Here is a 25,859-nt window from a genome sequence, read left to right as displayed (position 1 = left end):
ATCAGTTCAATATGTTAATCCCTGAAAAGGAATTTGACAAACATCGGGAAATCTACAAAAATATCATCCACATTATAAAGCTTTCAGGTTATTAGTATTGCTCAGCTCTGCCGTCACCGGCCATACACCTGCAACCTATCTACGTTATCGTCTATAACGACCTTTAAAGGATATTTCATCTTGAAGACGGCTTCGCGCTTAGATGCTTTCAGCGCTTATCACGGCCATACTTAGATACTCAGCAGTGCAACTGGCGTCACAACTGATACACCAGAGGTATGTCCAACACGGTCCTCTCGTACTAGTGTCAGGATCTCCTCAAATATCCTACGCCCACAACAGATAGGGACCGAACTGTCTCACGACGTTCTGAACCCAGCTCGCGTGCCACTTTAATCGGCGAACAGCCGAACCCTTGGGACCTTCTCCAGCCCCAGGATGTGACGAGCCGACATCGAGGTGCCAAACCGCTCCGTCGATATGAGCTCTTGGGAGCGATCAGCCTGTTATCCCCGGAGTACCTTTTATCCTTTGAGCGATGGCCCTTCCATACGGAACCACCGGATCACTATGCTCTTGTTTCCAACCTGATCGACTTGTGGGTCTCACAGTCAAGCACCCTTATGCCATTGCACTCTACTGGCGGTTACCAATCGCCATGAGGGTACCTTGAGAAGCCTCCGTTACGCTTTTGGAGGCGACCACCCCAGTCAAACTACCCACCATGCAATGTCTCCCTATAAAGGGATTAGACCTCAGATAAGCAAAGGGTCGTATTTCAACGGCGGCTCCACGAACCCTGACGAGCCCGTCTCATAGCCTCCGACCTATCCTACACATCACTTACCCAAAATCAATGCAAAGCTGCAGTAAAGGTTCACGGGGTCTTTCCGTCCCGTTGCGGGTATCCGGCATCTTCACCGGAACTACAATTTCACCGAGATCATGGCTGAGACAGTACCCAGATCGTTACACCATTCGTGCAGGTCGGAACTTACCCGACAAGGAATTTCGCTACCTTAGGACCGTTATAGTTACGGCCGCCGTTTACTGGGGCTTCAATTCAAACCTTCGGATTGCTCCTGAGCTCTCCTCTTAACCTTCCAGCACCGGGCAGGTGTCAGGCCATATACATCATCTTACGATTTAGCATAGCCATGTGTTTTTGGTAAACAGTCGCCTGGGCCATTTATCTGCGGCTGGTATCACTACCAGCGTCCTTTATCCCGAAGTTACAGGACTATTTTGCCTAGTTCCTTAGCCATGAATATCTCGAGCGCCTGAGTATTCTCTACCCGGTCACGTGTGTCCGTTTACAGTACGGGTCATTTATACCTGAAGCTTAGCAGATTTTCTTGGTAGTTAAATTACCTGCATTATCCGCGCTACCGAAGTATTGCGGTACTATCGCCTTTCACCTCTGCCTGCGTACTTGACTACAGGCATCTATGGGTACGGGCTTCAACCTCCTATTCCGTCAGGAGGCAGCAGTGTCATCGCTACGTCTCTGCATCGCAGTATAAATGAGTACAGGAATATTAACCTGTTGGCCATCGTCTATACCTGTCGGCTACGACTTAGGACCCGACTTACCCCCGGATGATTGACATTGCCGGGGAATCCTTGACCTTACGGCGTGCGGGGTTCTCACCCGCATTATCGTTACTTATGCCTACATTTGCTTTTCCGTACGCTCCACAATACCTCACGATACTGCTTCGACGCTGAACGGAATGCTCTCCTACCACTCTACTGTTACGTAGAATCCATAGCTTCGGCTGTATGCTTATGCCCGAGTATTATCCATGCAGGACCGCTCGACTAGTGAGCTGTTACGCACTCTTTAAATGAATGGCTGCTTCCAAGCCAACATCCTAGCTGTCTAAGCAGTCCCACCGCGTTTTAATGTCAACTCAGCATACAATTGGGGGCCTTAGCTGATGGGCTGAGTTCTTCCTCTTTCGTCCACGGACCTTAGCACCCGTGGGCTCACTCCCTGTCTTTAAAGTCTTAGCATTCGGAGTTTGGCCGGATTTGATAGGCGGTGAAGCCCTCGCATCCAATCAGTAGCTCTACCTCTAAGACTAAACAACAGAGGCTGCACCTAAATGCATTTCGGAGAGTACGAGCTATTTCCCAGTTTGATTGGCCTTTCACCCCTACCCACAAGTCATCCGGAAGCTTTTCAACGCTTATCGGTTCGGTCCTCCAGTTTGTGTTACCAAACCTTCAACCTGCTCATGGGTAGATCACTAAGGTTTCGCGTCTACCACCACCAACTTGACGCCCTGTTCAGACTCGCTTTCGCTTCGGCTCACGTACCTAGAAGTACTTAACCTCGCTGGTGATGAGTAACTCGTAGGCTCATTATGCAAAAGGCACGCCGTCACCCCAAAAAGGGCTCCGACCGCTTGTAGGCGCATGGTTTCAGGGACTATTTCACTCCCCTGTTCGGGGTGCTTTTCACCTTTCCTTCACAGTACTGGTTCACTATCGGTCTCTCACTAGTATTTAGCCTTGCCGGATGGGCCCGGCCGATTCAGACAGGATTTCACGTGTCCCGCCTTACTCAGGATATCACTATGCATTATAAACTTACATGTACGGGATTATCACCCTCTCTGATCACATTTTCCAATGTGTTCCATTTCATTTATTTCTGCAATATTGTGATCCTACTCCCCCGCCACTGCCGAAACAATGACGGTTTGGGCTGTTCCCCGGTCGCTCGCCGCTACTGGGGGAATCACTATTGTTTTATTTTCCTACAGGTACTTAGATGTTTCAGTTCCCTGCGTTCGCTTACCTGACGGTATAGTACATCTTCAATGTACTGGGTTGCCCCATTCGGAAACCTCCGGATTTACGGTTATTTGCACCTACCCGGAGCTTATCGCAGCTTATCACGTCCTTCATCGCCTGTGAGAGCCTAGGCATCCACCATACGCCCTTAATTGCTTTTATAATTTATACTTGCTACTCTCGTATATTCAATATCTCTATTGTATACTATTTGTTATAGCTGTTATGGATCATATTTCCATAAATTTCCCAATATGTCAAAGAACTTAAATGAAGGATCAAAGGAATCGAACCTTTTATAACGCTAACCTGCGATCCGGTATATATTTAGTGAAAAATTAGCAAGTGCATGATATAACAAGTCTCCAGAAAGGAGGTGTTCCAGCCACACCTTCCGGTACGGCTACCTTGTTACGACTTAGCCCCAGTTACCAGTATTACCTTAGGCCGATCCTTGCGGTTACGGACTTCAGGTACTCCCGGCTTCCATGGCTTGACGGGCGGTGTGTACAAGGCCCGGGAACGTATTCACCGCGCCATGGCTGATGCGCGATTACTAGCGAATCCAACTTCATGGAGTCGGGTTACAGACTCCAATCCGAACTACGACCGGATTTCGAGATTAGCATCCTGTCACCAGGTAGCGACCCTCTGTACCGGCCATTGTAACACGTGTGTCGCCCTGGGTGTAAGGGCCGTGCTGATTTGACGTCATCCCCCCCTTCCTCTCACCTTACGGTGGCAGTCTCAATAGAGTGCCCAGCATTACCTGATGGCAACTAGTGATAAGGGTTGCGCTCGTTATGGGACTTAACCCGACACCTCACGGCACGAGCTGACGACAACCATGCAGCACCTTGTAATCAGTCCCGAAGGAAAAAACTGTTTCCAGTTTATGCAGAATACATTTAAACCCAGGTAAGGTTCCTCGCGTATCATCGAATTAAACCACATGTTCCTCCGCTTGTGCGGGCCCCCGTCAATTCCTTTGAGTTTCATCGTTGCCGACGTACTCCCCAGGTGGCTCACTTAATTCTTTCGATTAACCCCTAACTCTATATCGCTAAGGGCCGGTGAGCATCGTTTACGGCGTGGACTACCAGGGTATCTAATCCTGTTCGATACCCACGCTCTCGTGCATCAGCGTCAGTTACAGTCTGGTAAGCTGCCTTCGCTATCGGAGTTCTAAGTTATATCTATGCATTTCACCGCTACTTAACTTATTCCGCCTACCTCGTCTGTACTCGAGCTCTACAGTATTAATGGCGAGTCCGGGTGAAGCCCGGATATTTTACCACTAACTTATAGTGCCGCCTACGCACCCTTTAAACCCAATAAATCCGGATAACGCTCGCATCCTCCGTATTACCGCGGCTGCTGGCACGGAGTTAGCCGATGCTTATTCGTAAGTTACAGTCATCGCGCTACACGTAACGCTTATTCTCCACTTACAAAAGAGGTTTACAACCCATAGGGCAGTCTTCCCTCACGCGACTTGGCTGGTTCAGGCTATCGCCCATTGACCAATATTCCTCACTGCTGCCTCCCGTAGGAGTCTGGTCCGTGTCTCAGTACCAGTGTGGGGGACCTTCCTCTCAGAACCCCTACCTATCAAGGACTTGGTGGGCCGTTACCCCGCCAACTATCTAATAGGACGCATGCCCATCCTGTACCTCAGAAGATTTAAATCAAAATAGATGCCTATCATGATTACTATGGGATATTAATCCACGTTTCCATGGGCTATCCCCCTGTACAGGGCAGGTTGCATACGCGTTACTCACCCGTGCGCCGGTCGCCATCAGTCGGTATTGCTACTGACCATGCTGCCCCTCGACTTGCATGTGTTAAGCCTGTCGCTAGCGTTCATCCTGAGCCAGGATCAAACTCTTCATAGTAAAAAAAACTTGTAAAATTATATTCCTTTGCCCAGTTATATCCGTCCGAAATGGTTGATTTCAGGACTCGCACTTGCTTCATTTTGTCACTACAATATGTTAAAGAACTTCTGTCGGTCTTGACCGCTGTTTTTTAGCGGAAAGTGACGGCAAAGATAAGGCGATTCATACAAACTTCCAAATCCTGACCGCTCTTTTTTTTCAAAACTTTTTTCAAGAACTGACTCCCCGATTACCCCGCTGCCATAACCTCTATCTCTCGGAAAGCGGGTGCAAAGATAACGCAATATATAAACCATTTCCAAATTTTTTAATCAATTTTTTATGGAAAAATGAAAACTTTTTTTCAATATACTGAAATTCACATAAATACAAAAAGACTTTTTGAACAGAAAAACAAGACGAAAAAAGGAAAAGCGGAAAGAAGTACCACAAATCGTAAATCAGAAACGAATTACATAAGCATAAAAATACAAAAATGCAGCGGAAATTTCCGCTGCATTTCAATATTGATTCAGTCGTAACACATCACTTTACGCCTTTCACCTCATCAAATCCTTTGCCGAACACGCCCATTACCGTATTCATGGTCATAAACACATTCGAATCGACTCTTTTTGCAATTTTCAGCACTTCAATCGCTTCATTTTTACGAACGACTATAATCAGCATTTTTTTAGCCTGTCCGGTATACCAGCCGGTACAATCGACAACGGTCACGCCTCGCACAAAACGTTCGGTAATCCGCTCGGCGACCTCCTCGTATTTCTCGGTAAAGATAAACAATTGAGCAGACTGCTTTTTCCCCGTAAGCACGAAATCGACCGTAAACGACACCACGCCCATCATCACATAACCGTACATCAGACCTTCGATGTTGAAATTGATAAGTAAACTGGAAGCGATGATTCCGCAATCACAATACATAATCATTTTCCCGGGACTCACATTCCTGTACTTGGTCACCAACATAGCTACGATATCCGTTCCCCCGGTACTTCCTCCCTGTGCCAGCGCCAAAGCGATTCCGGCTCCCGTCAGGATACCGGAAATAACAGCACACATAAAACGGTCGGTGACCAGGGATTCCGGAAACAAAGGCTGTAAAATTCCCAACAGGAAACTACCGACACAGATAGCAAAGATCGATTTGATCCCGAATTTAGGTCCCAGTACCTTCAAGGCAATGGAAATCAAAACCACATTGATTAAAAAGTAACTGACACCGACGGGGATAAGACCGTCTGTCAGATAGTAAATAACAGTACCCACACCGGTAGCACCTCCTCCGACAATTTTATTCGGAATCTGAAAAGCTGTCGCCGAGAAGGCATACATCAGCATCCCCAATGCGATTATCACATAGGACTTAATTTCTTCTAATATTCTATTCATCGGTTATAATATAAACTACACCACAAAAAACAGGATGCCTGAACGGATTTCAACACACCGTTCAGACCTCCCGTTGCTTTAATTCTGTTGTTTGGCCCAGGTGTCTTTCAGAGCCACCGTCCGATTGAACACAAGTTCACCCGGACGGGAATCTTTATCTACACAGAAATATCCCAAACGCTGGAACTGGAAACGATCGCCCGGTTCGGCTTCTTTCAGGCCCGGTTCCAGCTTACATCCCTTCATGATCTTCAAAGAATTTTCGTTTATAAACTCTTTAAAGTCCACATCCTTGTGTCCTGCCGGATCTTCGTCTTTAAACAAACGGTCGTACAGGCGCACTTCAGCATCCACAGCATCGGCGGCAGAAACCCAATGCAAGGTACCTTTTACCTTCCGGTTGCTGGCCTCCGTACCGTTACCGCTACGGCTTTCCATATCACAAGTACAATGTATCAGCGTAATATTTCCGGCTTCGTCCTTTTCAACACTTTCGCATTTTATAATATAGGCACCTTTTAAACGGACTTCTCCTCCCGGGGTCAGACGGAAGAATTTTTTAGGTGCATTTTCCATAAAATCATCCCGTTCGATGTACAGCTCTTTGGAAAAGGGCACCATTCTGACTCCGGCAGCCGGATCTTCCGGATTGTTCTCGATAGCCACCAACTCCCCTTTCTCCGGATAATTATCCAAAACGACCTTCACCGGATCCAAAACAGCCATGACACGAGGTGCGGTTTTATTCAGATGCTCCCGTACACAGAATTCGAGTAAGGCCATATCCACAACAATCTCGCGCCGGGCAACGCCGACTTTCTCGGCAAAGGCCCGAATCGATTCCGGCGTATATCCCCGCCGCCTCAATCCGCATATCGTAGGCATCCGGGGATCGTCCCAACCGGCAACATATCCTTTCTGTACAAGTTCCAGCAACCTCCGTTTGCTCATTACTGTATAATTCAGATTACGACGGGCAAATTCGATCTGCCGCGGGCGGTATTCCGTATCCGTCAACTGATCGAGGAACCAGTTGTATAACGGACGGTGGATTTCGAACTCCAACGTACATATGGAATGAGTTATCCCTTCCAGATAATCGCTTTGTCCATGTGTAAAATCATACATCGGATAAATACACCACTTATCTCCGGTACGATGATGGCTACTGTATATAATACGGTACATGATCGGATCCCGCATCAGCATATTCGGAGAAGCCATATCTATTTTCGCCCGCAATACCCTCGAACCTTCTTTAAATTCCCCGTTCTTCATCCGGCGGAAAAGGTCCAGATTCTCTTCTATGCTTCTCTCCCGGTAAGGACTGTTCACTCCCGGCTCATTGATCGTTTTACGCCCGGCACTGATCTCCTCTGCCGTCTGATCGTCCACATAAGCTTTCCCCTCTTTTATCATCTGCTCCGCCCAGTCATACAATTGCTGAAAATAATCGGAAGCATAACGTACCTCTCCGTCCCATTCAAACCCCAGCCATTTAATATCTCCCTGAATTGCATCCGTATATTCGACATCCTCTTTTACGGGATTGGTGTCGTCAAAACGCAAATTACATTTTCCGTTATATTTGGCAGCAAGTCCGAAATTCAGACAAATCGAAGTGGCATGCCCGATGTGAAGATACCCGTTAGGCTCCGGCGGGAAACGGGTATGAACCCGGCCGCCGTTCTTACCTTCGGCAATTTCCTCTTCAATAATTTGCTCAATAAAATTCAGCGATTTGACTTCATCTTCCGTTTCGGAGATGTGATGATTTGTATCCATATGATATGCATTTATATTTTAAGCCACAAAAGTAAGTAATTTATGAGAGTTTTAAAAGTTTACGTATATTTGCGACGATGAAAAAATTAATTTACATACTGATTTTCGGTGCCCTCCATTTGAGCGGATTCGCTCAAAGCAGACTCCAGAACCCGGCAGGCACAAGAGACGGCAACAGTCCTGATATTTCTCACAGAGATTCTGTAAAAACGCCTAATATACCGCATTTCAGAAAAACCTGGCAATGGCGGCACGACGGTGTTTACACCGAAGATATTCCGTTGGATACCACGTTAGACAACGCGCACAATTACAATTATATTTTCAGAAAAAGTATTGCAAACACGTATTTAGCAAATTTCCCCTCCCCGTATATTTCCGATATTTATATCGAGCGGGCGAAGGAAGAAGATTTTTATCCGCTTACCAATATCCGTGCCTATCTGTTTAAACCCGTGGATGCACTGAATTTCAATACCACCACCCCTTTTACCCAACTGACTTACAAAACCGGGGGCGGTAAAGGGAAAAACGAAACTTTTCTGGACATCTGGCATTCCCAAAACATTCGTCCTTACTGGAATGCCGGTTTTCGTTACAACCTGATATCCAGTGATGGCCGTTACATGAATCAAAAAGCAAAAGCTTACAATGTATCTTTTTTCTCTTCTTATGAATATGAAAGATGGGTTGTCAATTTCTTTATCAATCAAAACAACGGAAAATTCAATGAAAACGGAGGTATCGTAGATAAAAAATACATCCGCGACACCACCATCAACGCTGAGAATATTCCGGTGAATCTGTCCAATACGACCAATAGTTACCGGAATTTCAATTTCTACACGCAAGTACAATACAACATCGGAAAAGAAAAAGAAGTGGCCCGCAGCAAAGACACAACGATCACTTATCCGGCCAAAGCCATTCTGGCGGTAAAAGTTGAGGATAATGTGCATCGTTTTAAAGAAGCGAGTGTCAACCGCGACTTTTTCCCCCATACTTATCTGGACACGATAAAGAGTGCCGATATGCAGAGCAACCGTCTCTATAATCTGAGCAGTAAATTTGTTGTAAATGAACACCCTAAATACAAATACCTGCCGGGCATATATGCCGGATTGGACTTCGAATACCTGGATTACACCGGGCGTACCTCGCTGGATACGATCAATAACCGGGGCAAAGACCTTTATACGGGTACCTGGCTGACGGGCGGCTTATTCAATGTCGATACAACTGCACTATTCAATTTCGATGCAGCCGTCAGGCTTTGTCTACTGGGAGATTATATCGGTAATTTTACCGTAGAGGGATTTTTGCGTCAATATCTCAGGAAAGACCGCAGTTCCTATATCAGAGTCGATGCGTCTATCGAGTCCAAAACTGTCAATCCTTTTTTCTCCCGCTATATCGGCAACCACGACTATTGGGAAAATAATTTCAGCAACATAAAAACATTCAGTGTCGAAGGCCGTTATATCAACGAACGTTCACGGACCGAACTCGGTGTCGGCTGGAACAATACGATCGATTATGTGTATTTCGATACGGCTGCCATGCCTGTTCAAAGTTCTAAAAATTTAATGGTACTCACCTTGTGGGGCAAACAAAAATTCAAAGCCGGAAATTTTCATTTCGATCAAACGGTATACGTGCAGAAAAGCACCCAGGAAGATGTACTTTCTTTGCCTACGGTAGCTTTGTATTCACACAATTACTACCAGAATGCTTTCTTTAAGAAAGTATTGAAGTTCGTCATCGGTATCGATTTATTTTACAATACAAAATTCTATGCCGACAAATACCAACCTTCGTCCATGCAATTCTACAACCAACGGGACGAAAAAACAGGAGGCTACCCCAAAGTCGATGTATTTCTGGATTTCGGCATCAAACGTGCTCATCTTTTCCTGAAATACGAACATGTAAACTACTTTATCACGAACGGTGAATATTTCAGCGCTTTGGATTATCCGATCAATCCGGGGATGTTCAAATTCGGACTTTCCTGGAATTTCTTCGACTGATTAATCCGGGAATACGATTTTTGTTCGGCATTTTTTTTATATCTTTACCCAATGCCACTGAAAAATATCGTAATATTTGCCCTTATTTCTCTGTGTTTTTCCTGTAAAGAAAAGAGGAAGAAGCCGGATTTCATCTATCCGGCACCGACTTCTATTGAAAAAGTTCTTCTCCGGGGACATCTGGATATATCCACTTTTTATTCCACAACAGATTATTACGTTTACAAAGGTATTCCCCGTGGTTTTCATTACGATCTGGCCAAAGATTTCGCCTCTTTTTTAGGGATCGATTTACACATTGTCGAAATCAATAATAACATCGACAGCCTCATCCACCACCTCGAAGAAGGGAAATTCGACCTGATTGCCGTCAGCATGACGGAAACTCCGGAAAGAAAAGAAAAACTCAATTTTTCAAACCCTTTTTTCAAAACAGGGGAAGTATTGGTGCAAAATAAAAACAATACAATCCTCCGGGATGCGAAAGAACTGGACGGAAAGACAGTCTTTATCAAAAAAGACAGCCCCTACCGGAAACTGGTTCAGCAACTCGAGGATTCTTTGAATATTCACATCAAAATCTCCGAAATCACAGATTATTCTTCCGAAGACATCCTGCATCTCGTAGAAACCGGAGAGATCAGGCTGACGGTCATGGATGAGAATATTGCCAAAGCATTGTCCACCTCTATGAAAAATCTGGACTACTCATTGCGGCTGAACAACAGTATTTCCGTAGCCTGGGCTACTCCCGCAGCCGACTCGACCTTAACGGAGGAAATCAACCGCTGGCTGATCCAGGTAAAAAAAAGCGGCAAATTAAACTACCTTTATAAAAGGTATTTCAACAACTCCGCCAATCCTACTTCCAAATATACATTATTAAAAAAAGGCGATATTTCCCCTTTCGATGAAGAACTGAAAAAAGAGAGCAAATTTCTCGATTGGGATTGGCGGTTATTGGCGGCTCTGATATACAACGAATCCAGATTCGATCCCGAAGCGGAATCTCAGGTCGGAGCTTACGGATTAATGCAGGTGATCCCGGAAACAGCCAGTATGTTCAACGTATTCGACTATTTTCAACCGGACAGTAACATTTATACGGGTGTACGCTATTTAAAATATCTGGATAACATTTTTCTGCAATATCCGATAGCAGAAAAAGAGAAGATCAAATTTACACTGGCTTCTTACAATGTAGGCGCCGGTCATGTCAAAGACGCCATGCGATTGACGCAAAAATACAACAAAGACCCTTACAAATGGGACAATAACGTAGCTTTCTACCTGCAACATAAATCCGATCCGGAATATTACCGGGACTCTCTTTCTTTCAATGGATATTGCGACGGCCAGCAAGCTGTAGACTACGTACGAAAGGTATTGGAAACTTACAACAACTACAAACACATCAAACGTTAGCGCAAAAAGAGCAAAAAATGTTTGTACGAATATTGATTTACTGTTTTTTTTTAAATATCTTCGCATTGTCGTATTTAAGGGATTTTTAATATTTAAACGCATGCCTTACAGAAGATTACCAAATACAGATGCAGCGAGAATAAGGGCTTTGAAAACGGCCTTGCGTAAAGGAGAACGTCTGGATGACATCAATATGATGGCATATTCTTTTCCATTAAAACAAAAAATCGACATATTTTTACCCAAATTCGAAGTGGCTATCACCAACTCCAAGGCAGCCCGGGAAAAACAAATAGAAAACAGCCAGAAATTCTCCGAACTTACCCGCAAAGCGCGGTTATATGTTTCTCATTTCATACAGGTATTGAATTTTACGATTGCCCGGGGAGAACTCAAACCGCAGGCTCGGGTCTATTACGGATTGGAAGAAGAAGATTCCAAGGTTCCTTCTTTATTGACAGAACAGGAGTTGCTCAACTGGGGGGAAAGAGTTATTTCCGGAGAGCAGGAACGTCTGAACAACCGCGGAGGTAATCCGATTTACAGCCCAGCAATTGCTTTGGTACGTGTCAACTATGAAAACTTTAAACAAGGCTACGAATTTCAGAAAAGATTGCAGGCCAATTCTGCCCGTTTCAGTTCAGAAGTTGCACAATTCCGGGATGAAGCAGACGCCTTGATATTGAATATATGGAATGAGGTGGAGAGTTATTTTTCCAGTGTAAAGGACGAAGAAGAAAAAAGGTATATGTGTGAAGAATACGGCCTGGTATACGTATTCCGCAGAGGAGAAAAAGAACGCATCAAACGCAAAAAAGAAGCAGACGAGATTACCTTGAAACTCCCCTTCCAATCATAAAAAGAAATGCCGGCTACGACCGGCATTTCTCTTTTAACGGACATCCCTCACAGGTCCCGTCCTTACAATTTCTATTCTTTCTCTTTTTTTTCCTATACAAACGGTTAAACATCCCCCAAAGTGCGATCAGGATAATAATTCCGACAATGATCTGCTGCCACATAATTCCGCCTTTTTAGAATCCGACTTAAAACAATCTTCCGATCTGGTATACGCAAAAAGCAACCAGCCAGGCCAGGGAAGTGGTATAAAACATGGTAAAAAAGGCCCATTTCAGGCCGGCTTCCTTTCGGATGGCAGCGATAACAGCCATACAGGGGAAATAAATCAATATAAACAACATGAAACAATAAGCCACCAAAGGAGTAAATATCGATTGTCCCTGCGCATCTTTCTGATTCCGTAAAGTTTCTGCCAAAGTCTGGGTGTTTTCTTCTGCATCCGGTACATGATAGAGTATTCCCATCGAACTCACGACAATTTCCTTAGCAGCTAATCCGGTAACGATACTCACACCCATTTTCCAGTCGAATCCAAGCGGAGCAATCACCGGTTCTATCGCCTTTCCCATACGCCCGATATAAGAATTTTCCATTTGCTCCGGACTCTGTTTTTCATATTCCGGACGATGGGGATAATAGCCCAATGCCCAGATCAGGATAGAAGCAAATAAAATGATGGTTCCCATCTTCTTCAAATACTGTCCGGCTTTAGCCCACATGTGTAACAGGGTATTACGCATCGTCGGCATCCGGTAAGGAGGTAATTCCATGACAAAAGGATCGGAAACTTTATGAAACATCAGCTTTTTCAACACCAAAGCCGTCAAAATGGCGATCCCGATTCCGATCATATACACCGACAGCAATATAAGTCCCTGATTCACCGGAAAGAAAGCCGACACCAGCAAAATATAGACCGGTAAACGTGCGCTGCACGACATAAAAGGAGTGATCAGCATGGTCAGCAACCTTTCCCTACGGCTCTCCAGGGTACGGGTGGCCATTATAGCCGGCACATTGCATCCGAAACCGATCAGCAAAGGAATAAATGATTTCCCGTGTAATCCGATCTTATGCATCAGTTTATCCATAATAAAAGCTGCCCGGGCCATATATCCGGTGTCTTCCATCAGGGAGATAAAGAAGAACAAAATGAGAATATTGGGCAAGAACACAATCACCCCCCCGACTCCGGCAATCACACCGTCTACAATCAGATCATTCAGAGGTCCCTGAGGCATTACATGGGTCACCCAATTCCCCAGGGCATCTACCCCTTGCTCAATCCAGTCCATAGGATAACTCCCCAACGAAAAAGTAGCCTGAAACATCACCCACATAAACAACAACAATACGGGAAAACCCAACCAATGATGGGTCAACACGGTATCGATGGCATTGGTCAACTGCCTCTTGTCCCTGTCCCCCTCCGTATAAGTCTCTTTTAAGGCTCCCCGGATAAATCCGTATTTGGCATTGGTAATAATAGTACGGGTATCTTCCTTAAATTCCTTTTCGAGTATTCCGATGTATTTCCGGGTAACCTCCTCGATCCGGGCATAATTAGGCACCTTTTTCAGCATTTCTTTTGTAATCGAGTCGTCTTCGATCATCTTTATAGCCAGATAGCGGGGAGCAAAACGGTCTGTAATATTCCGGTTGGGAACAATCGTTTCCTTTATCTTATCTATGGCAGTCTCGATCTCCACACCGTAATTGATATGGATGTGACGGGAAACCTCGCTCTTATCTTCAAAAACCTCTATGATTTTACTAAGTACAGCCTCGATACCGCTTCCCTGGCTCGCAGTCGTAGGAACGATCGGAATTCCCAATAATCTCCCCAAATAGCCCTCGTCCAGTACAGCTCCTTCCCTACCCAGCTCATCATACATATTCAAAGCCATTACCACCCGGATATTCATATCGATCAACTGGGTCGTCAGAAAAAGATTCCGTTCCAGATTCGAAGCATCTACAATATTCAACACGATATCGGGATGATGATCCGTTATATACGTACGTACAAATATTTCTTCCGCCGTATATTCCGTAATCGAATAAGTACCCGGCAAATCGATCAACCGGATCGTGTACCCTTTATGTTTAAAAACAGCTTCTTTGGCATCTACCGTCACCCCGCTGTAATTGCCGACATGTTCCCGTAATCCCGTGGCACGGTTAAAAAAAGACGTCTTCCCGCAATTCGGGTTACCCACCAAAGCGATCTCAATCGTATTGGCTTTCTCCCGAATGACATTCCTCACACTATCATCGGAAAACGTTCCGTTATAAGCAGAAGTGTCCGAATGCTCTGCCCATGATCCGGTAACATCCATTACCTCGATGAGCTCCGCCTCACTACGGCGTAGGGAGATATGACCGTCCATCAATTTATACTCGATCGGATCGCGCAGGGGAGCATTTTTAATTACAGTAACTTTCTCCCCTTTGACAAACCCCATTTCCACAATCCGATTGCGGAAACTACCATGCCCATGTACTTTGACAATCACACACTCATTCCCCGTCGGAATATCGGCCAATCTCAAAAAATGATTTTTCATGCCTGCAATTTATTTCGCGCCAAAAATACATATTTCCCGTGACAAATGAAATCCCCATAAATGGGGAGGCAAGAAAGAAGCAGACAGGCAAAAAGGCGTAAAAAATCCGAGAAGTTCTGGCGTTTTCCCGGAACCAAGAGAAACAAAACATTCTCTTATTCCAACCCAAAACTTTTCGGATATTATATAACAAACAAATTTAATTGACTTTCAAAGCCCAGGCATCAAAAAACTGAGCATATTTTTCCCGGATTTCAAATACTTTTGCCCAGGCTTCTTCACGCTGACTGAAAGCTACGGCACTTACCCGGTACATGCCCTGTTCATTCTGCATGATCTTAGCTTCTTTAAATCCCTGTTTTACCAACCGTCCCTGCAATCTTTCCGCCCTTAATTTACTTTTGAAACTACCTAAAATGACATGATAAGGCTTACCCGTCTCGCCAACCCCCAACATGGTTTCTTCCCGTTCGGGAGCTACCAACATCTCAGGCCGGGGTTCTACCTTCGGCGTAGTATCCAACTGCACCGTATCTTTTTTCACTTCAGGTTCCGGTTTTTTCACCGGTACCACAACCGTTTCGGCCGGTACTTCTTCCTCTTTTACTTTTTTCTTCTTATCCTTATGACCGAACAACAGGTTTATACCGAAACGTCCGCCCAAAGATTGCGTACTCGTATAATTCGCCCCCATGACGTTATCCGTTGAAGCATAAAATTGAACAGGTCCTGCCTTTGCTGTAATTCCTACACCGAGATTTACATAATTCCCCGGCATAACCGTATATGAAACGGCAGCACTCACATTCCGGCACAAACGGGCATCGGCAGAAGCCGTAAAAGAAGGATAAAAGGTTTTATCCATCATCGTCATCCGCAAAAGTCCTCCGACCGTCAGCATCTTATGTACATCATAGGTGGCACCCAGATACATTTTCGAATGCAACATCGTCGTATATCCGCTGTTTCCTTCTTTTAAACGGAAATTATTTTTTAAGCTATCGATCATATCATCGAAAGCATCGTCTATCGAAACATAGTTTTCATCGTTGGAATTACCGCTATTGGAAGCATCTGCTCCCGTCCAGTCGAAAGTCGTATTCTGGGTAAAACGGTAACCTTTCCCTCCCCAATGGATGAAACCGGCATCTATAATACTGGCATAGAATTTCACTTTTTCATTAAACTGATATTCCGCCCCCAAATCCAAAGCAAATCCCGGATTTTTCGTATTCAATACCATGGAAGTATTAAAATCATCGACATCGGCATCCAGGTCATCCCATTCTACAAACCCATCCTTCAATTTATAATCCAGCGTAACCGGTGCCGATATGCATATATCCTGCTCCGAGTGCAACAAAAGACTGCTTCCGTCGCTTTTCGTATTTACGCTTATTTTGGACTTTTTCATATCCACATTGGCAATACCCAGCAAAAATTTAGCCCGCCCGCCGACAGTCCATTTATTGTTCAGCTTTTTCGACAAACCGAAAGCGAACTCGTCATACAGACTCGCTTTCAGCCCAATTCCACCCAAATCAAAGTTTTTTCCCAGATAAGGAGCATTTCCGTTTTTCAAAAAAGTAAAAATATCTTTGCTGGTACGAAATACGACATCGTTTTTCTGCGTAATATCCAAAGTAGCATACCAACTTTTAAATCTGATTCCGACAGTTAAAAGGGAATTTTCATTGAATAAGCTGACGATATTATTTTTCCGCAACGATTTATACATGCGGTCGATATCTACATACAAGGAATCATTTTTACCTTTTCGTATCAGATCGTCTATCCCGAAAGAGGAATTCATGTAATTAACCGATATACCACTCAATGCCGGCAATCCGATCCATACTTTGTATTCAGGCTGATAGGAAGGATTTATTCTGACTCTTTGCGGTAAATTCGATAAGTAGTAAGTAACATTGTTACCATCCTGCCCCTTTGTAACCTCTGCCAAAGAAAGGACGGCAAGCAATACAAGCACACAACGCTTCATCTTTATTCTCATAGATATCTTAAAATTTACAAACGCATCTTTTCAATTTGCAAATCTATGTTAAAATATCAACAAAAACAAAAATGAATTTATAAAGTTACAAAAGTTTATCGGCTTTATGCCTTTCCATCAGATATCATACCCCAATTCCAGCTTCGCCACCTCACTCATCCGATCCGGTCCCCACGCCGGTTCAAAAACCAAATTGACGGTAACACTGTTAATGCCTTCGATTTCCATCACAACATCGTGCACTTGTTGCACGATCTCATCAGCAATAGGACAACCGGGGGCTGTCAATGTCATTTCGATAATCACTTCCGAAGGTTTGGGGAACTCTATATTATAAATCAAGCCCAAATCCCAGACATTAACAGGAATTTCAGGATCATAGACCGTACATAATTTCTCGATGATCAAATCTCTTATCAAGCTCGCTGCCATACAGTCAGGTTTATACTATTTTTAATACGATAATTTCTGCATTATCCGGCGGAAAAAGCAATTCCGTACATCTTTATCTGCTTCACCATGGACAAAAGTCCGTTTGAACGGGTCGGCGACAAATGCTGTGTCAGCCCGATCTCATCGATAAAATGCAAATCGGCCTTTACGATATCCTCCGGCTTTTGTCCGGAAAACACCCGGATCAGTAATCCGGCAATCCCTTTGGTGATAATCGCATCGCTATCCGCCGTGAAGTAAAGCAATCCATCTTTCATTTCCGCATGAAACCATACTCTCGACTGACACCCTTTGATCAGATTATCTTCCGTTTTATGCTGCTCAGCCATATCGGGCATTGCCGTCCCGATTTCGATCAGATAAGCATACTTGTCCATCCAATCTTCATAAACCGAAAACTCCTCGGTAATTTCCCGCTCTATTTCTTCTATTGTCTTCATTCTATTTACAAATTCCGGATCCGGTAATTCAAATTTCAACAAAATTACAACAGTTTTACCCGATACCGAACATTTTGGCGACTCTTTTTATACCTCCGCACAAAATATCGATTTCTTCTTCCGTGTTATACATTCCCAAAGAAGCCCGTACCATCCCCGTTACTCCGTAATGTTGCATAACCGGCTCGGCACACAATTGCCCGGTACGCACGGCAATCCCCATCTTATCCAACAGAACGCCCATATCTGAATGATGAATATCCCCTACGGCAAAAGAAATAACCGACGACTTACAGGCAGCCTCTCCAAATATACGCATTCCCGGAACCTCTTTTATCTGCCGCATGGCATAGGCCAGCAATGCATGCTCATAGGAAGCTATCTCCGGCAAACCGATCGCATTCACATATTTCAAGGCTTCACCTAAACCGATAATTCCGATAAAGTCAGGGGTTCCGGCTTCGAATTTAAAAGGCAGCTCGTTATAAGTCGTTTTCTCAAAACGTACCTCCCTGATCATCTCTCCCCCTCCCTGCCAAGGAGGCATCTGCTCCAGTAATTCTTCCTTACCGTATAAAACACCGACTCCGGTCGGTCCATATATCTTATGTCCGGAAAAAACAAAAAAATCGCAATCCAAAGCCTGTACATCCACAGCGATATGCTGTACAGCCTGAGCCCCGTCAATAAGAACCCGGGCTCCGACGGCATGTGCCTTGCGGATGATCGTCTCCACCGGATTCACCGTCCCCAATACATTCGAAACATAAGCAACTCCCACCAGTTTTACCCGATCGGTCAGCAAACGCTCAAAGGCCGCCAAGTCGAGCTCCCCCGCCTCGTTAAACGGGACCACTTTTAGTTTTGCACCTTTGCGTTCACACAACATCTGCCAGGGAACGATGTTGGCATGGTGTTCCATCTCCGTCACCAAAATTTCATCTCCTTCCCCGATAAAAGCCTCCCCAAAGGTATATGCAACCAGATTTATACTTTCCGTGGTTCCCCGGGTAAAAATAATCTCTTTTTCCGAAGCAGCATGAACAAATTGCTGAACAACACGGCGGGCTTCCTCATTGGCATCGGTACATATATTACTTAAATAATGTACCCCCCGGTGCACATTCGAGTTGTAACGCAAGTAATACTCGGTCATTTTATCGACGACCTGACGGGGACGTTGGCTGGTAGCTCCACTATCCAGATAAATCAACGGCTTCCCATATATCTCTTCCTGAAAAATCGGGAAATCGGCCCTTATTTTACAAATATCGAACATCTTACAAAATTTGAAAACCGAAGTTTCTCATTGATCTACTTCTTACATTGCATCAGGCAATTATAACATTTGGAAAATTCACCCCGGAAACGCTTATCGATCAAATCATCGATCTTTACCCGCAACGGCTCCAGCTTCACCCGGCGCACAATGTCATGGGCAAACCCAAACATCATCATCATCCGGGCCTCTGCCATACTGATTCCCCGGGAACGAAGATAAAACATCGCCTCTTCATCGATTTGTCCGACCGTCGCTCCGTGACTGCATTTCACATCATCGGCATCGATGATCAATTGCGGTTTTGTGTTCACCCTCGCCGTATCTGTCAGCAGCAGATTATTGTTTGCCTGATAGGCCTCTGTTTTCTGAGCATCGGGCTCCACACGGATACAACCGGAGAAATTAGCAACAGAAGCATCGTCCAATACACCTTTAAAATGCTCGTTACTGGTACAATGAGGCGCAATATGGTCTATATAAGAGTAATTGTCGACATGCTGGCTTTTATCCAAGATATAAATTCCATACAAATGGCATTCCCCTCCCTCTCCATTCAGGGCAACATACTGGTTGTTCCGGATCATTCCCCCATACAATGTAACCAGATTACTTTCAAAAACAGAGTTACGCTGCTCGGAAATCAGCAACGAATTAATTTGAGAGGCCCCCAAATGCTGATTCTGCACCTGATAATAATCGAGATGAGCTCCTTCCCCCAAATACACTTCCGTTGTATTATTCATCAGGAAACGATTGTCCGAAAGCGTATGGTCGCATACCAGCATCGTAGCCTGTGCACCGGCTTCCACCACAATCAGATTTCGTTGGAAAGCCATCAAATCGGCTTTTGCCCGCAACAGATTCACGACCTGTAAGGGGCGCTCGACAACTGTATTTTTCGGAATATATACAAACAAGCCATCCTGGGCAAAAGCCGTATTCAAAGCAATCATGCCATCCTTTGCCGCTGCAGGAGTATAACGGTTATAGTGAGACTCCAACAGATGCGGATATTTGACGCCCGCTTCCTGCAAGCCACAAACAATCACCCCTTCCGGTATCTCTATCGGCGCATTTTCTTTGAAATACCAACCGTTTACCGTCAATATAAGATTCGTCAAAAGATCCGGAACCGCACAGCGGAACACCTCCTTCAAATCGACATCCTGCGCTATATACTTCAATACGATTTTGTAATCCAGTCCCAACACCGACGACAAATCGGTATACCAATAATCTTCCGTTTTATACGGGACACCTCCCAGCGCTTCAAAATGCCGAAAAGCTTCTTCCCTACAAACGTTCATCGCTTTTCCGCATCCGTTCTCGAGCAAAGGACGTCCTTCCCGGAAAAGATTTACAAAATCATTATTTATTTTTTCAATTTCAGCCATAAACATTCAAATTTCGAGTTAAACCGACACTCTGCCTACCCCGTCGCTTATAACCCCTTTTTAATCCAATCGTAACCGTATTTTTCCAATTCAGCCACCAATTCTTTTCCGGCCGTCTTTACAATTTTACCGTCATACAATACGTGTACCACATCCGGTACGATGTAATCCAGCAAACGTTGATAGTGAGTAATGACGATCGTCGCATTATCGGGTCTTTTCAATTTATTCACACCTTGAGCGACGGTACGTAACGCATCGATATCCAAACCGGAGTCCGTTTCGTCGAGAATAGCCAGTTTGGGTTCCAGTACGGCCATCTGAAAAATTTCATTTCTTTTTTTCTCCCCTCCGGAAAAGCCTTCATTCAGGGAACGGTTCAACAACTTACTATCGATACCAACCAACTCCATTTTTTCCCGGATCATTTTCAGGAAATCACCGGCCGGATAAGGCGGCAAACCGTCGTATTTACGATGCTCATTGACCGCTGTTTTCAAAAAGTTAACCGTACTCACTCCCGGTATTTCTACCGGATATTGGAAACTCAGAAAAATCCCCTCTCTTGCCCGGTCTTCAGCCGGCAATTCCAGTAAGTTTTTCCCGTTAAATTCAATCTCCCCCTGTGTCACCTGAAACCGCTCACGTCCCGTCAAAACAGCAGATAATGTACTCTTACCGGCTCCGTTAGGTCCCATGATTGCATGTACCTCGCCGGCTTTCACTTCCAGGTTGATCCCTTTCAATATTTCTTTTCCGTCAACGACGGCATGTAAATCTTTTATCTTTAACATAGCTGTTCAATTGAAAACTGAAAATTGAAAATCGAAAATGACTTTTCTTTTTCTCCTTTCAATATATTATCATTTCTATTCTCTTTCTGCGTTTAAATACCTCATCCTACGCTGCCTTCCAAACTGATCTGCAACAACTTCTGGGCTTCTACGGCAAACTCCATCGGCATTTTATTGATCACATCCCCTGCATATCCTTTTATTATCAAGCCGACAGCATCTTCTGTCGATATTCCCCGCTGGTTGCAATAAAAAATCTGATCTTCTCCGATTTTAGATGTAGTAGCTTCATGCTCCACCTGAGCCGTCGGATTTTCAATTTCCAAATAAGGGAAGGTATGAGCACCGCATTTATCCCCTAACAGCAAGGAATCGCATTGGGAATAATTCCGGGCATTTTGACAGGTCTTCACGACCTTGACCTTTCCCCGGTAGGAATTGCTGCTATAACCGGCCGAAATACCCTTCGATACAATCCGGCTACGGGTGTTATTTCCGATATGTATCATTTTAGTACCTGTATCGGCCTGTTGGTAGTTATTGGTTACTGCTACGGAATAAAATTCGCTGACAGAGCCGTCTCCTTTCAAAATTGTACTCGGGTACTTCCAGGTAATAGCCGATCCGGTTTCTACCTGCGCCCAAATCAATTTGGCGTTCTCTCCCTTACATATTCCCCGCTTGGTCACGAAGTTATATATTCCGCCTTTGCCTTCCTTGTCCCCCGGATACCAATTCTGTACCGTACTGTATTTTACTTCCGCATTTTTCTCGATCACGATCTCTACAATTGCAGCATGGAGCTGATTCTCATCCCGCTGGGGTGCGGTACATCCTTCCAGATAGCTGACATAAGAATCGTCTTCGGCAACAATCAACGTCCGTTCAAACTGGCCCGTTTTAGCCGCATTGATCCGGAAATAAGTAGACAACTCCATCGGGCAACGCACTCCCTTGGGGATATACACGAAAGAACCGTCGCTGAAAACAGCAGAGTTCAACGCAGCAAAAAAATTGTCGTTGTACGGAACAACCGTTCCCAGATATTTTCTGACCAAGTCCGGGTGGTTTTTCACGGCCTCGGAAAACGAGCAAAAAATAACCCCCCGCTCTGCCAACGCTTCCTTAAACGTCGTTTTTACAGAGATACTATCCATAACAGCATCGACAGCCACACCTGCCAATGTCTTCTGCTCGTTTAAAGGAATCCCCAGCTTATCGAAAGTCGCCTTCAATTCCGGGTCCACATCCTCCCATTCTTTTTTGGCTTCCTGCCTGGGAGCAGCATAATAAATAATATCCTGGTAATCGATCTCCGGAATATCCAGTTGTGCCCAAGCCGGCATTTTCATCGTCAACCATTTCCGGTAAGCTTTCAACCGGAATTCCAACAACCACTCCGGTTCCTCTTTTTTTGCCGAAATCGTCCGGATCACCTCTTCACTCAATCCCTTCCCGATTGTATCCGTCTCCACATCGGTTACAAAACCATATTTATAGTCGCTCCCGGTAACTTCCTGCAATATATCGTCTTGTTCTTTAGCCATATTTTCTGTTTCATTTTATGCTAATCCCTGCAAAATTACAAAATATATTTAACACAGCCATCCTTTATTCCTTTGAACCTCTCGTCAATTATTTTTATTACAGGATAAAGATTAACTATATTGTACCCTTCTTTTTTTACATTACTTTTGTAATACCTTATTTTAATTTTCAATTATGGCAAAATACACGGAATTATCTGAAGTAGGTGAATTCGGATTAATCGAACATCTTACCAAAACAATCCAGTTGAAAAATCCGTCTTCCTGTAAAGGTGTCGGAGACGATGCCGCTGTATTGGATTACGGCTCAAAAAAAATATTGGTCAGTACGGATATGCTGATTCAGGGGATTCATTTCGATCTGACCTATACTCCTTTGAAGCATCTGGGATATAAAGCCGTCGCTTCCAATGTCAGCGATATTTGTGCTATGAACGGCACCGCCCGGCAAATCACCGTTTCCCTCGCTCTCTCCAATCACTTTTCCCTGGAAAGTGTCGAAGAGCTGTATTCCGGAATATACCTGGCCTGCGAGAAGTACGGCGTCGATCTGATCGGGGGAGACACCACATCCTCCAAAACCGGTATGTGTATCAGCATTACCGTTCTCGGAGAAGCGGACGAAGAGCAAATCGTTTACCGCAACACAGCTAAGGAAAACCAACTGATCTGTGTCACCGGAGATCTGGGAGCCGCTTACATGGGGCTTCAACTGCTGGAAAGGGAAAAAACGGTCTTTTCCGGCAATGAGCAAGCTGTACAACCGGATTTTTCAGGTTACGAATATATTCTGGAAAGGCAACTGAAACCCGAAGCCCGTGTCGATATTATCCGGACATTACGGGAAAAACACATACACCCCACGGCAATGATCGATATTTCAGACGGGTTATCCTCCGAAATCATGCACATCTGCAAAGCTTCCGGTATCGGCTGTAAACTTTATGAAGAAAAAATCCCCATCGACTACCAGACCTATAAAATGGCGGAAGAACTGAATATGAACGCCACGGTCTGCGCCTTATCCGGAGGAGAAGATTACGAATTATTATTTACGGTTCCCCTGGAAGTTTTCGACCAAGTAACGTCACTTCCGCATATCAGTGTCGTCGGACATACGACTCCGGTAGCAGAGGGTTACCAATTGAGGACCCGGGATGGCAATTCGTTCGAACTGAAAGCACAAGGCTGGACAAATTTCAGTGCCACAAAGGAATAAAATACATTTTCGATCAATACGGAAAACAGAACCGATGAAAGACCTGAAATTATTATTGGAAGAAATTCAACACTATTGTGAAGAAGGTAACCGGAAAGCTTTAACCTCGTCCCTTCGGGAAGTTATGCACCACCGGCAAGACTATTACCACGACAGCATTACTTATGATTTGCAAGACCAATACAGCGATACCTTGTTTAAAATACTGCTGCTCGAACTTGACGAAGAAGAGGAAGACAGTATCGAAACAGCAGAATTGGCTTACACCGGACTCGGCTCGGTTTTAAACGACTCCCTGCGGACTTCTCCCGAACACTACAAACGCAGGTTGCTGTTGTTGCATTATTTCAGCGACTATTTTACCGATGCCATCATCGAAATATTCCTGAAAAAATACCGGGACGACAACAGGCTGGAAGCCCGTAACCTGGCACTCGAATGTATCGGTAAAATGCAGATAGCGGATATGTTGTGGCTGGAAGAAAATTTCCCGGAGTTTATCGACAGCGACGAACAGGTCAACGAAGCTTGCAATGCAGTTGAAATAAATCCGGACATGACCGATCCGGAATACCGGGAAGCAATTTTGCTGCACAAAGTTCTTTTGGCCTTCCTAAAAGCAAAATACAAAAAATGAACCGCCTGACGACGGTTCATTTCATATTGTAAAATCTAATTCTTTTTGAATTTAATCTCCCTCAAAAGCATCCCGGGATAAAAAGTACCGCCACTCACCTTCTTGAAACGGGTTTCATTCAGATTTGCTCCGCTTGCTTTTTCTTCCACAGCCATATAGCGGTTATCCCAGATCGTTCCCTCCGGTTTTACGACACCGACTCTTTTATAGCGGGTGCGGCCGTTCTCATCCTGATATTGCTCCAACACCTCAAATTTCGATTTACTGGTCAGCCCTTCCTTCAAACCGATCTGTGCCGCAATATAAGGCTCTACTTTTAAAATCGGCACTTTCACTTTGAACTCTTCGTGTTCTTTTTGCAACTCGACAATCGATTTATCCAGGGCACGGGTACAAACTTTACGAATCATCTGACTTTTCAAAGCATCGTTATTGGCAGCTTCGATCCCGTTCATCGAAGTCTTACCGCTATCGATAATCTGATGCCCGATATATTTCAACCTGAATGTCGTCCGGTCTTGCTGAAAAGCAGCTATTTTATGAGGCTCCAGGGAGGAAGCGTCCGTATAATAATCCTGGTAAAATGTATTGGCAACCTCCTCATTCCATTCCAAGCGATACAGATAAGAGGTAACGATAACCCTGAAACCGGCGATCATATTGGCAAAATCCTGTGCCGTATTCCCCAGGGAAGTAATCGCTTCTCCTGTATCTCCTCCTACCGCGGCCCCAGCTATTTCACCGATCCCCTGCAATATGGACCCCCACATTTTTCCTCTTTCTTCTTTATCCACATACCGGATGTCATTGACCATAATAAACGTATTTCCGACCAACTCCTCTCCGGCGTCAGCCAAAAGCCCCGTTCCCCGCACACTGGCTTTAGCCAGTTGCACATCCAGTTCGGAAGCATTGTAATGTCCCCGGTAAGCCACCAGACTCATATCAAAAGTTCCGTTTCTTTTATCCCGGTTGAACCACTTGGCAACCACACGTCTGGCTACGGCATTACTATCCAAAAAAGTCGTCAGGGTACTCCATTCTTCATTCGTTCCTCCCCGTTTGGCTTTATGCCTATAAGGGCTTTGCACCGTTTTTACATTCAAATCATGATTATCGAATTTATCCGGAGTAGGCATAGAGATAAATACGTCCTCTATATCTTTTCCGAATTTGTCCGAAGGATGAGTTATCAGCATTGTATATAAAGAACTCCGGCGATATTTAGATCCGCTTTCCTGCCCCCAGGAAATATTCATAAAAAAAACAGTATACGCCAAAAATATAAATATGATTTTCATAAGTCTGATTTTATC

Annotated in this window: 17 protein-coding genes and 2 rRNA genes; 5 read left to right on the top strand and 14 right to left on the bottom strand. The window is 44.6% G+C overall.

Annotated features, from left to right (window positions below; all coding sequences use genetic code 11):
• Window positions 1–71 precede the first annotated feature (71 nt).
• From BN8908_RS17185 to BN8908_RS17160, 4 genes are all read right to left on the bottom strand, one after another.
• Window positions 72–2,965 (bottom strand): 23S ribosomal RNA (locus BN8908_RS17185).
• Between the two features lie 206 nt (window positions 2,966–3,171).
• Window positions 3,172–4,700: ribosomal RNA gene (locus tag BN8908_RS17180) — 16S ribosomal RNA — on the bottom strand.
• The 16S and 23S rRNA genes sit together here, the layout of an rRNA operon.
• Before the next feature lie 528 nt (window positions 4,701–5,228).
• Complete coding sequence (locus BN8908_RS17165) at window positions 5,229–6,095, bottom strand: YitT family protein (RefSeq protein WP_021986789.1); 867 nt, start codon at window positions 6,093–6,095, stop codon at window positions 5,229–5,231.
• Window positions 6,096–6,173: 78 nt separating this feature from the next.
• Window positions 6,174–7,880, bottom strand: a complete 1,707-nt coding sequence (locus BN8908_RS17160; protein WP_068691840.1) for a glutamine--tRNA ligase/YqeY domain fusion protein — start codon at window positions 7,878–7,880, stop codon at window positions 6,174–6,176.
• A 77-nt stretch (window positions 7,881–7,957) separates the two neighbouring features.
• Between BN8908_RS17160 and BN8908_RS17155 the strand changes: the two genes are divergently transcribed.
• From BN8908_RS17155 to BN8908_RS17145, 3 genes are all read left to right on the top strand, one after another.
• On the top strand, window positions 7,958–9,910 hold the full coding sequence (locus tag BN8908_RS17155) for a putative porin (protein WP_068691838.1): 1,953 nt from the start codon (window positions 7,958–7,960) through the stop codon (window positions 9,908–9,910).
• Between the two features lie 51 nt (window positions 9,911–9,961).
• Window positions 9,962–11,335 carry an MltF family protein gene (locus BN8908_RS17150; protein ID WP_068691836.1) on the top strand — a complete coding sequence of 458 codons (1,374 nt, stop codon included), beginning with the start codon at window positions 9,962–9,964 and terminating at the stop codon, window positions 11,333–11,335.
• A gap of 100 nt (window positions 11,336–11,435) precedes the next feature.
• On the top strand, window positions 11,436–12,194 hold the full coding sequence (locus BN8908_RS17145) for a hypothetical protein (RefSeq protein WP_068691834.1): 759 nt from the start codon (window positions 11,436–11,438) through the stop codon (window positions 12,192–12,194).
• A 13-nt stretch (window positions 12,195–12,207) separates the two neighbouring features.
• Here BN8908_RS17145 and BN8908_RS18290 read toward each other — a convergent pair whose 3' ends face one another.
• The 9 genes from BN8908_RS18290 to sufB form a co-directional block, all read right to left on the bottom strand.
• Entirely contained in the window at window positions 12,208–12,357 is a 150-nt protein-coding gene (locus BN8908_RS18290) for a FeoB-associated Cys-rich membrane protein (protein WP_021986794.1), read from the bottom strand.
• Window positions 12,358–12,381: 24 nt separating this feature from the next.
• Window positions 12,382–14,763 carry a ferrous iron transport protein B gene (gene feoB, locus BN8908_RS17140; RefSeq protein WP_187373432.1) on the bottom strand — a complete coding sequence of 794 codons (2,382 nt, stop codon included), beginning with the start codon at window positions 14,761–14,763 and terminating at the stop codon, window positions 12,382–12,384.
• A gap of 199 nt (window positions 14,764–14,962) precedes the next feature.
• Window positions 14,963–16,777: a DUF5723 family protein gene (locus BN8908_RS17135; RefSeq protein ID WP_082989302.1), complete on the bottom strand. Its 1,815-nt coding sequence runs from the start codon at window positions 16,775–16,777 to the stop codon at window positions 14,963–14,965.
• A gap of 117 nt (window positions 16,778–16,894) precedes the next feature.
• Window positions 16,895–17,209, bottom strand: coding sequence for an iron-sulfur cluster assembly protein (locus BN8908_RS17130; protein WP_021986797.1), 315 nt, complete (start codon window positions 17,207–17,209; stop codon window positions 16,895–16,897).
• Window positions 17,210–17,250: 41 nt separating this feature from the next.
• A complete protein-coding gene (locus BN8908_RS17125) occupies window positions 17,251–17,670 on the bottom strand; it encodes a SufE family protein (protein WP_068692423.1) in 420 nt (139 codons plus the stop codon).
• 55 nt (window positions 17,671–17,725) lie between these two features.
• Entirely contained in the window at window positions 17,726–18,949 is a 1,224-nt protein-coding gene (locus BN8908_RS17120) for an aminotransferase class V-fold PLP-dependent enzyme (protein WP_021986799.1), read from the bottom strand.
• 35 nt (window positions 18,950–18,984) lie between these two features.
• On the bottom strand, window positions 18,985–20,346 hold the full coding sequence (sufD, locus tag BN8908_RS17115) for a Fe-S cluster assembly protein SufD (protein ID WP_068691830.1): 1,362 nt from the start codon (window positions 20,344–20,346) through the stop codon (window positions 18,985–18,987).
• 47 nt (window positions 20,347–20,393) lie between these two features.
• Window positions 20,394–21,140 carry a Fe-S cluster assembly ATPase SufC gene (gene sufC, locus BN8908_RS17110; protein ID WP_021986801.1) on the bottom strand — a complete coding sequence of 249 codons (747 nt, stop codon included), beginning with the start codon at window positions 21,138–21,140 and terminating at the stop codon, window positions 20,394–20,396.
• Between the two features lie 101 nt (window positions 21,141–21,241).
• Window positions 21,242–22,687, bottom strand: a complete 1,446-nt coding sequence (sufB, locus tag BN8908_RS17105; RefSeq protein WP_021986802.1) for a Fe-S cluster assembly protein SufB — start codon at window positions 22,685–22,687, stop codon at window positions 21,242–21,244.
• 175 nt (window positions 22,688–22,862) lie between these two features.
• On the opposite strand from sufB, the gene thiL reads away from it, so the two are divergent.
• Both thiL and BN8908_RS17095 read left to right on the top strand, forming a co-directional pair.
• Entirely contained in the window at window positions 22,863–23,906 is a 1,044-nt protein-coding gene (gene thiL / locus BN8908_RS17100; protein ID WP_068691828.1) for a thiamine-phosphate kinase, read from the top strand.
• A 34-nt stretch (window positions 23,907–23,940) separates the two neighbouring features.
• The gene (locus tag BN8908_RS17095; RefSeq protein ID WP_021986804.1) at window positions 23,941–24,543 is read left to right on the top strand and encodes a hypothetical protein; all 603 of its coding nucleotides are present in this window, start codon (window positions 23,941–23,943) and stop codon (window positions 24,541–24,543) included.
• 35 nt (window positions 24,544–24,578) lie between these two features.
• Here the strand turns inward: BN8908_RS17095 and BN8908_RS17090 are convergent, their stop codons facing one another.
• Window positions 24,579–25,844: a hypothetical protein gene (locus BN8908_RS17090; RefSeq protein WP_021986805.1), complete on the bottom strand. Its 1,266-nt coding sequence runs from the start codon at window positions 25,842–25,844 to the stop codon at window positions 24,579–24,581.
• Window positions 25,845–25,859 lie beyond the last annotated feature (15 nt).

Origin of the sequence: Culturomica massiliensis (genome assembly GCF_900091655.1) — a bacterium.
GTDB lineage: Bacteria > Bacteroidota > Bacteroidia > Bacteroidales > Marinifilaceae > Culturomica > Culturomica massiliensis.
The sequence above is the reverse complement of the archived record's forward strand: the minus strand, read 5'-3'. Positions and strand labels throughout refer to the sequence as shown.

Bases quoted from the DNA above. Each gene is read 5' to 3' on its own strand.
- BN8908_RS17090 (WP_021986805.1), bottom strand. From the start codon at position 25,844: ATGAAAATCATATTTATATTTTTGGCGTATACTGTTTTTTTTATGAAT.
- BN8908_RS17155 (WP_068691838.1), top strand. From the start codon at position 7,958: ATGAAAAAATTAATTTACATACTGATTTTCGGTGCCCTCCATTTGAGC.
- BN8908_RS17145 (WP_068691834.1), top strand. From the start codon at position 11,436: ATGCCTTACAGAAGATTACCAAATACAGATGCAGCGAGAATAAGGGCT.
- sufC (WP_021986801.1), bottom strand. From the start codon at position 21,140: ATGTTAAAGATAAAAGATTTACATGCCGTCGTTGACGGAAAAGAAATA.
- feoB (WP_187373432.1), bottom strand. From the start codon at position 14,763: ATGAAAAATCATTTTTTGAGATTGGCCGATATTCCGACGGGGAATGAG.
- BN8908_RS17095 (WP_021986804.1), top strand. From the start codon at position 23,941: ATGAAAGACCTGAAATTATTATTGGAAGAAATTCAACACTATTGTGAA.
- BN8908_RS17160 (WP_068691840.1), bottom strand. From the start codon at position 7,880: ATGGATACAAATCATCACATCTCCGAAACGGAAGATGAAGTCAAATCG.
- BN8908_RS17120 (WP_021986799.1), bottom strand. From the start codon at position 18,949: ATGTTCGATATTTGTAAAATAAGGGCCGATTTCCCGATTTTTCAGGAA.
- BN8908_RS17135 (WP_082989302.1), bottom strand. From the start codon at position 16,777: ATGAGAATAAAGATGAAGCGTTGTGTGCTTGTATTGCTTGCCGTCCTT.
- sufB (WP_021986802.1), bottom strand. From the start codon at position 22,687: ATGGCTAAAGAACAAGACGATATATTGCAGGAAGTTACCGGGAGCGAC.
- thiL (WP_068691828.1), top strand. From the start codon at position 22,863: ATGGCAAAATACACGGAATTATCTGAAGTAGGTGAATTCGGATTAATC.
- BN8908_RS17130 (WP_021986797.1), bottom strand. From the start codon at position 17,209: ATGGCAGCGAGCTTGATAAGAGATTTGATCATCGAGAAATTATGTACG.
- BN8908_RS17125 (WP_068692423.1), bottom strand. From the start codon at position 17,670: ATGAAGACAATAGAAGAAATAGAGCGGGAAATTACCGAGGAGTTTTCG.
- BN8908_RS17150 (WP_068691836.1), top strand. From the start codon at position 9,962: ATGCCACTGAAAAATATCGTAATATTTGCCCTTATTTCTCTGTGTTTT.
- sufD (WP_068691830.1), bottom strand. From the start codon at position 20,346: ATGGCTGAAATTGAAAAAATAAATAATGATTTTGTAAATCTTTTCCGG.
- BN8908_RS18290 (WP_021986794.1), bottom strand. From the start codon at position 12,357: ATGTGGCAGCAGATCATTGTCGGAATTATTATCCTGATCGCACTTTGG.
- BN8908_RS17165 (WP_021986789.1), bottom strand. From the start codon at position 6,095: ATGAATAGAATATTAGAAGAAATTAAGTCCTATGTGATAATCGCATTG.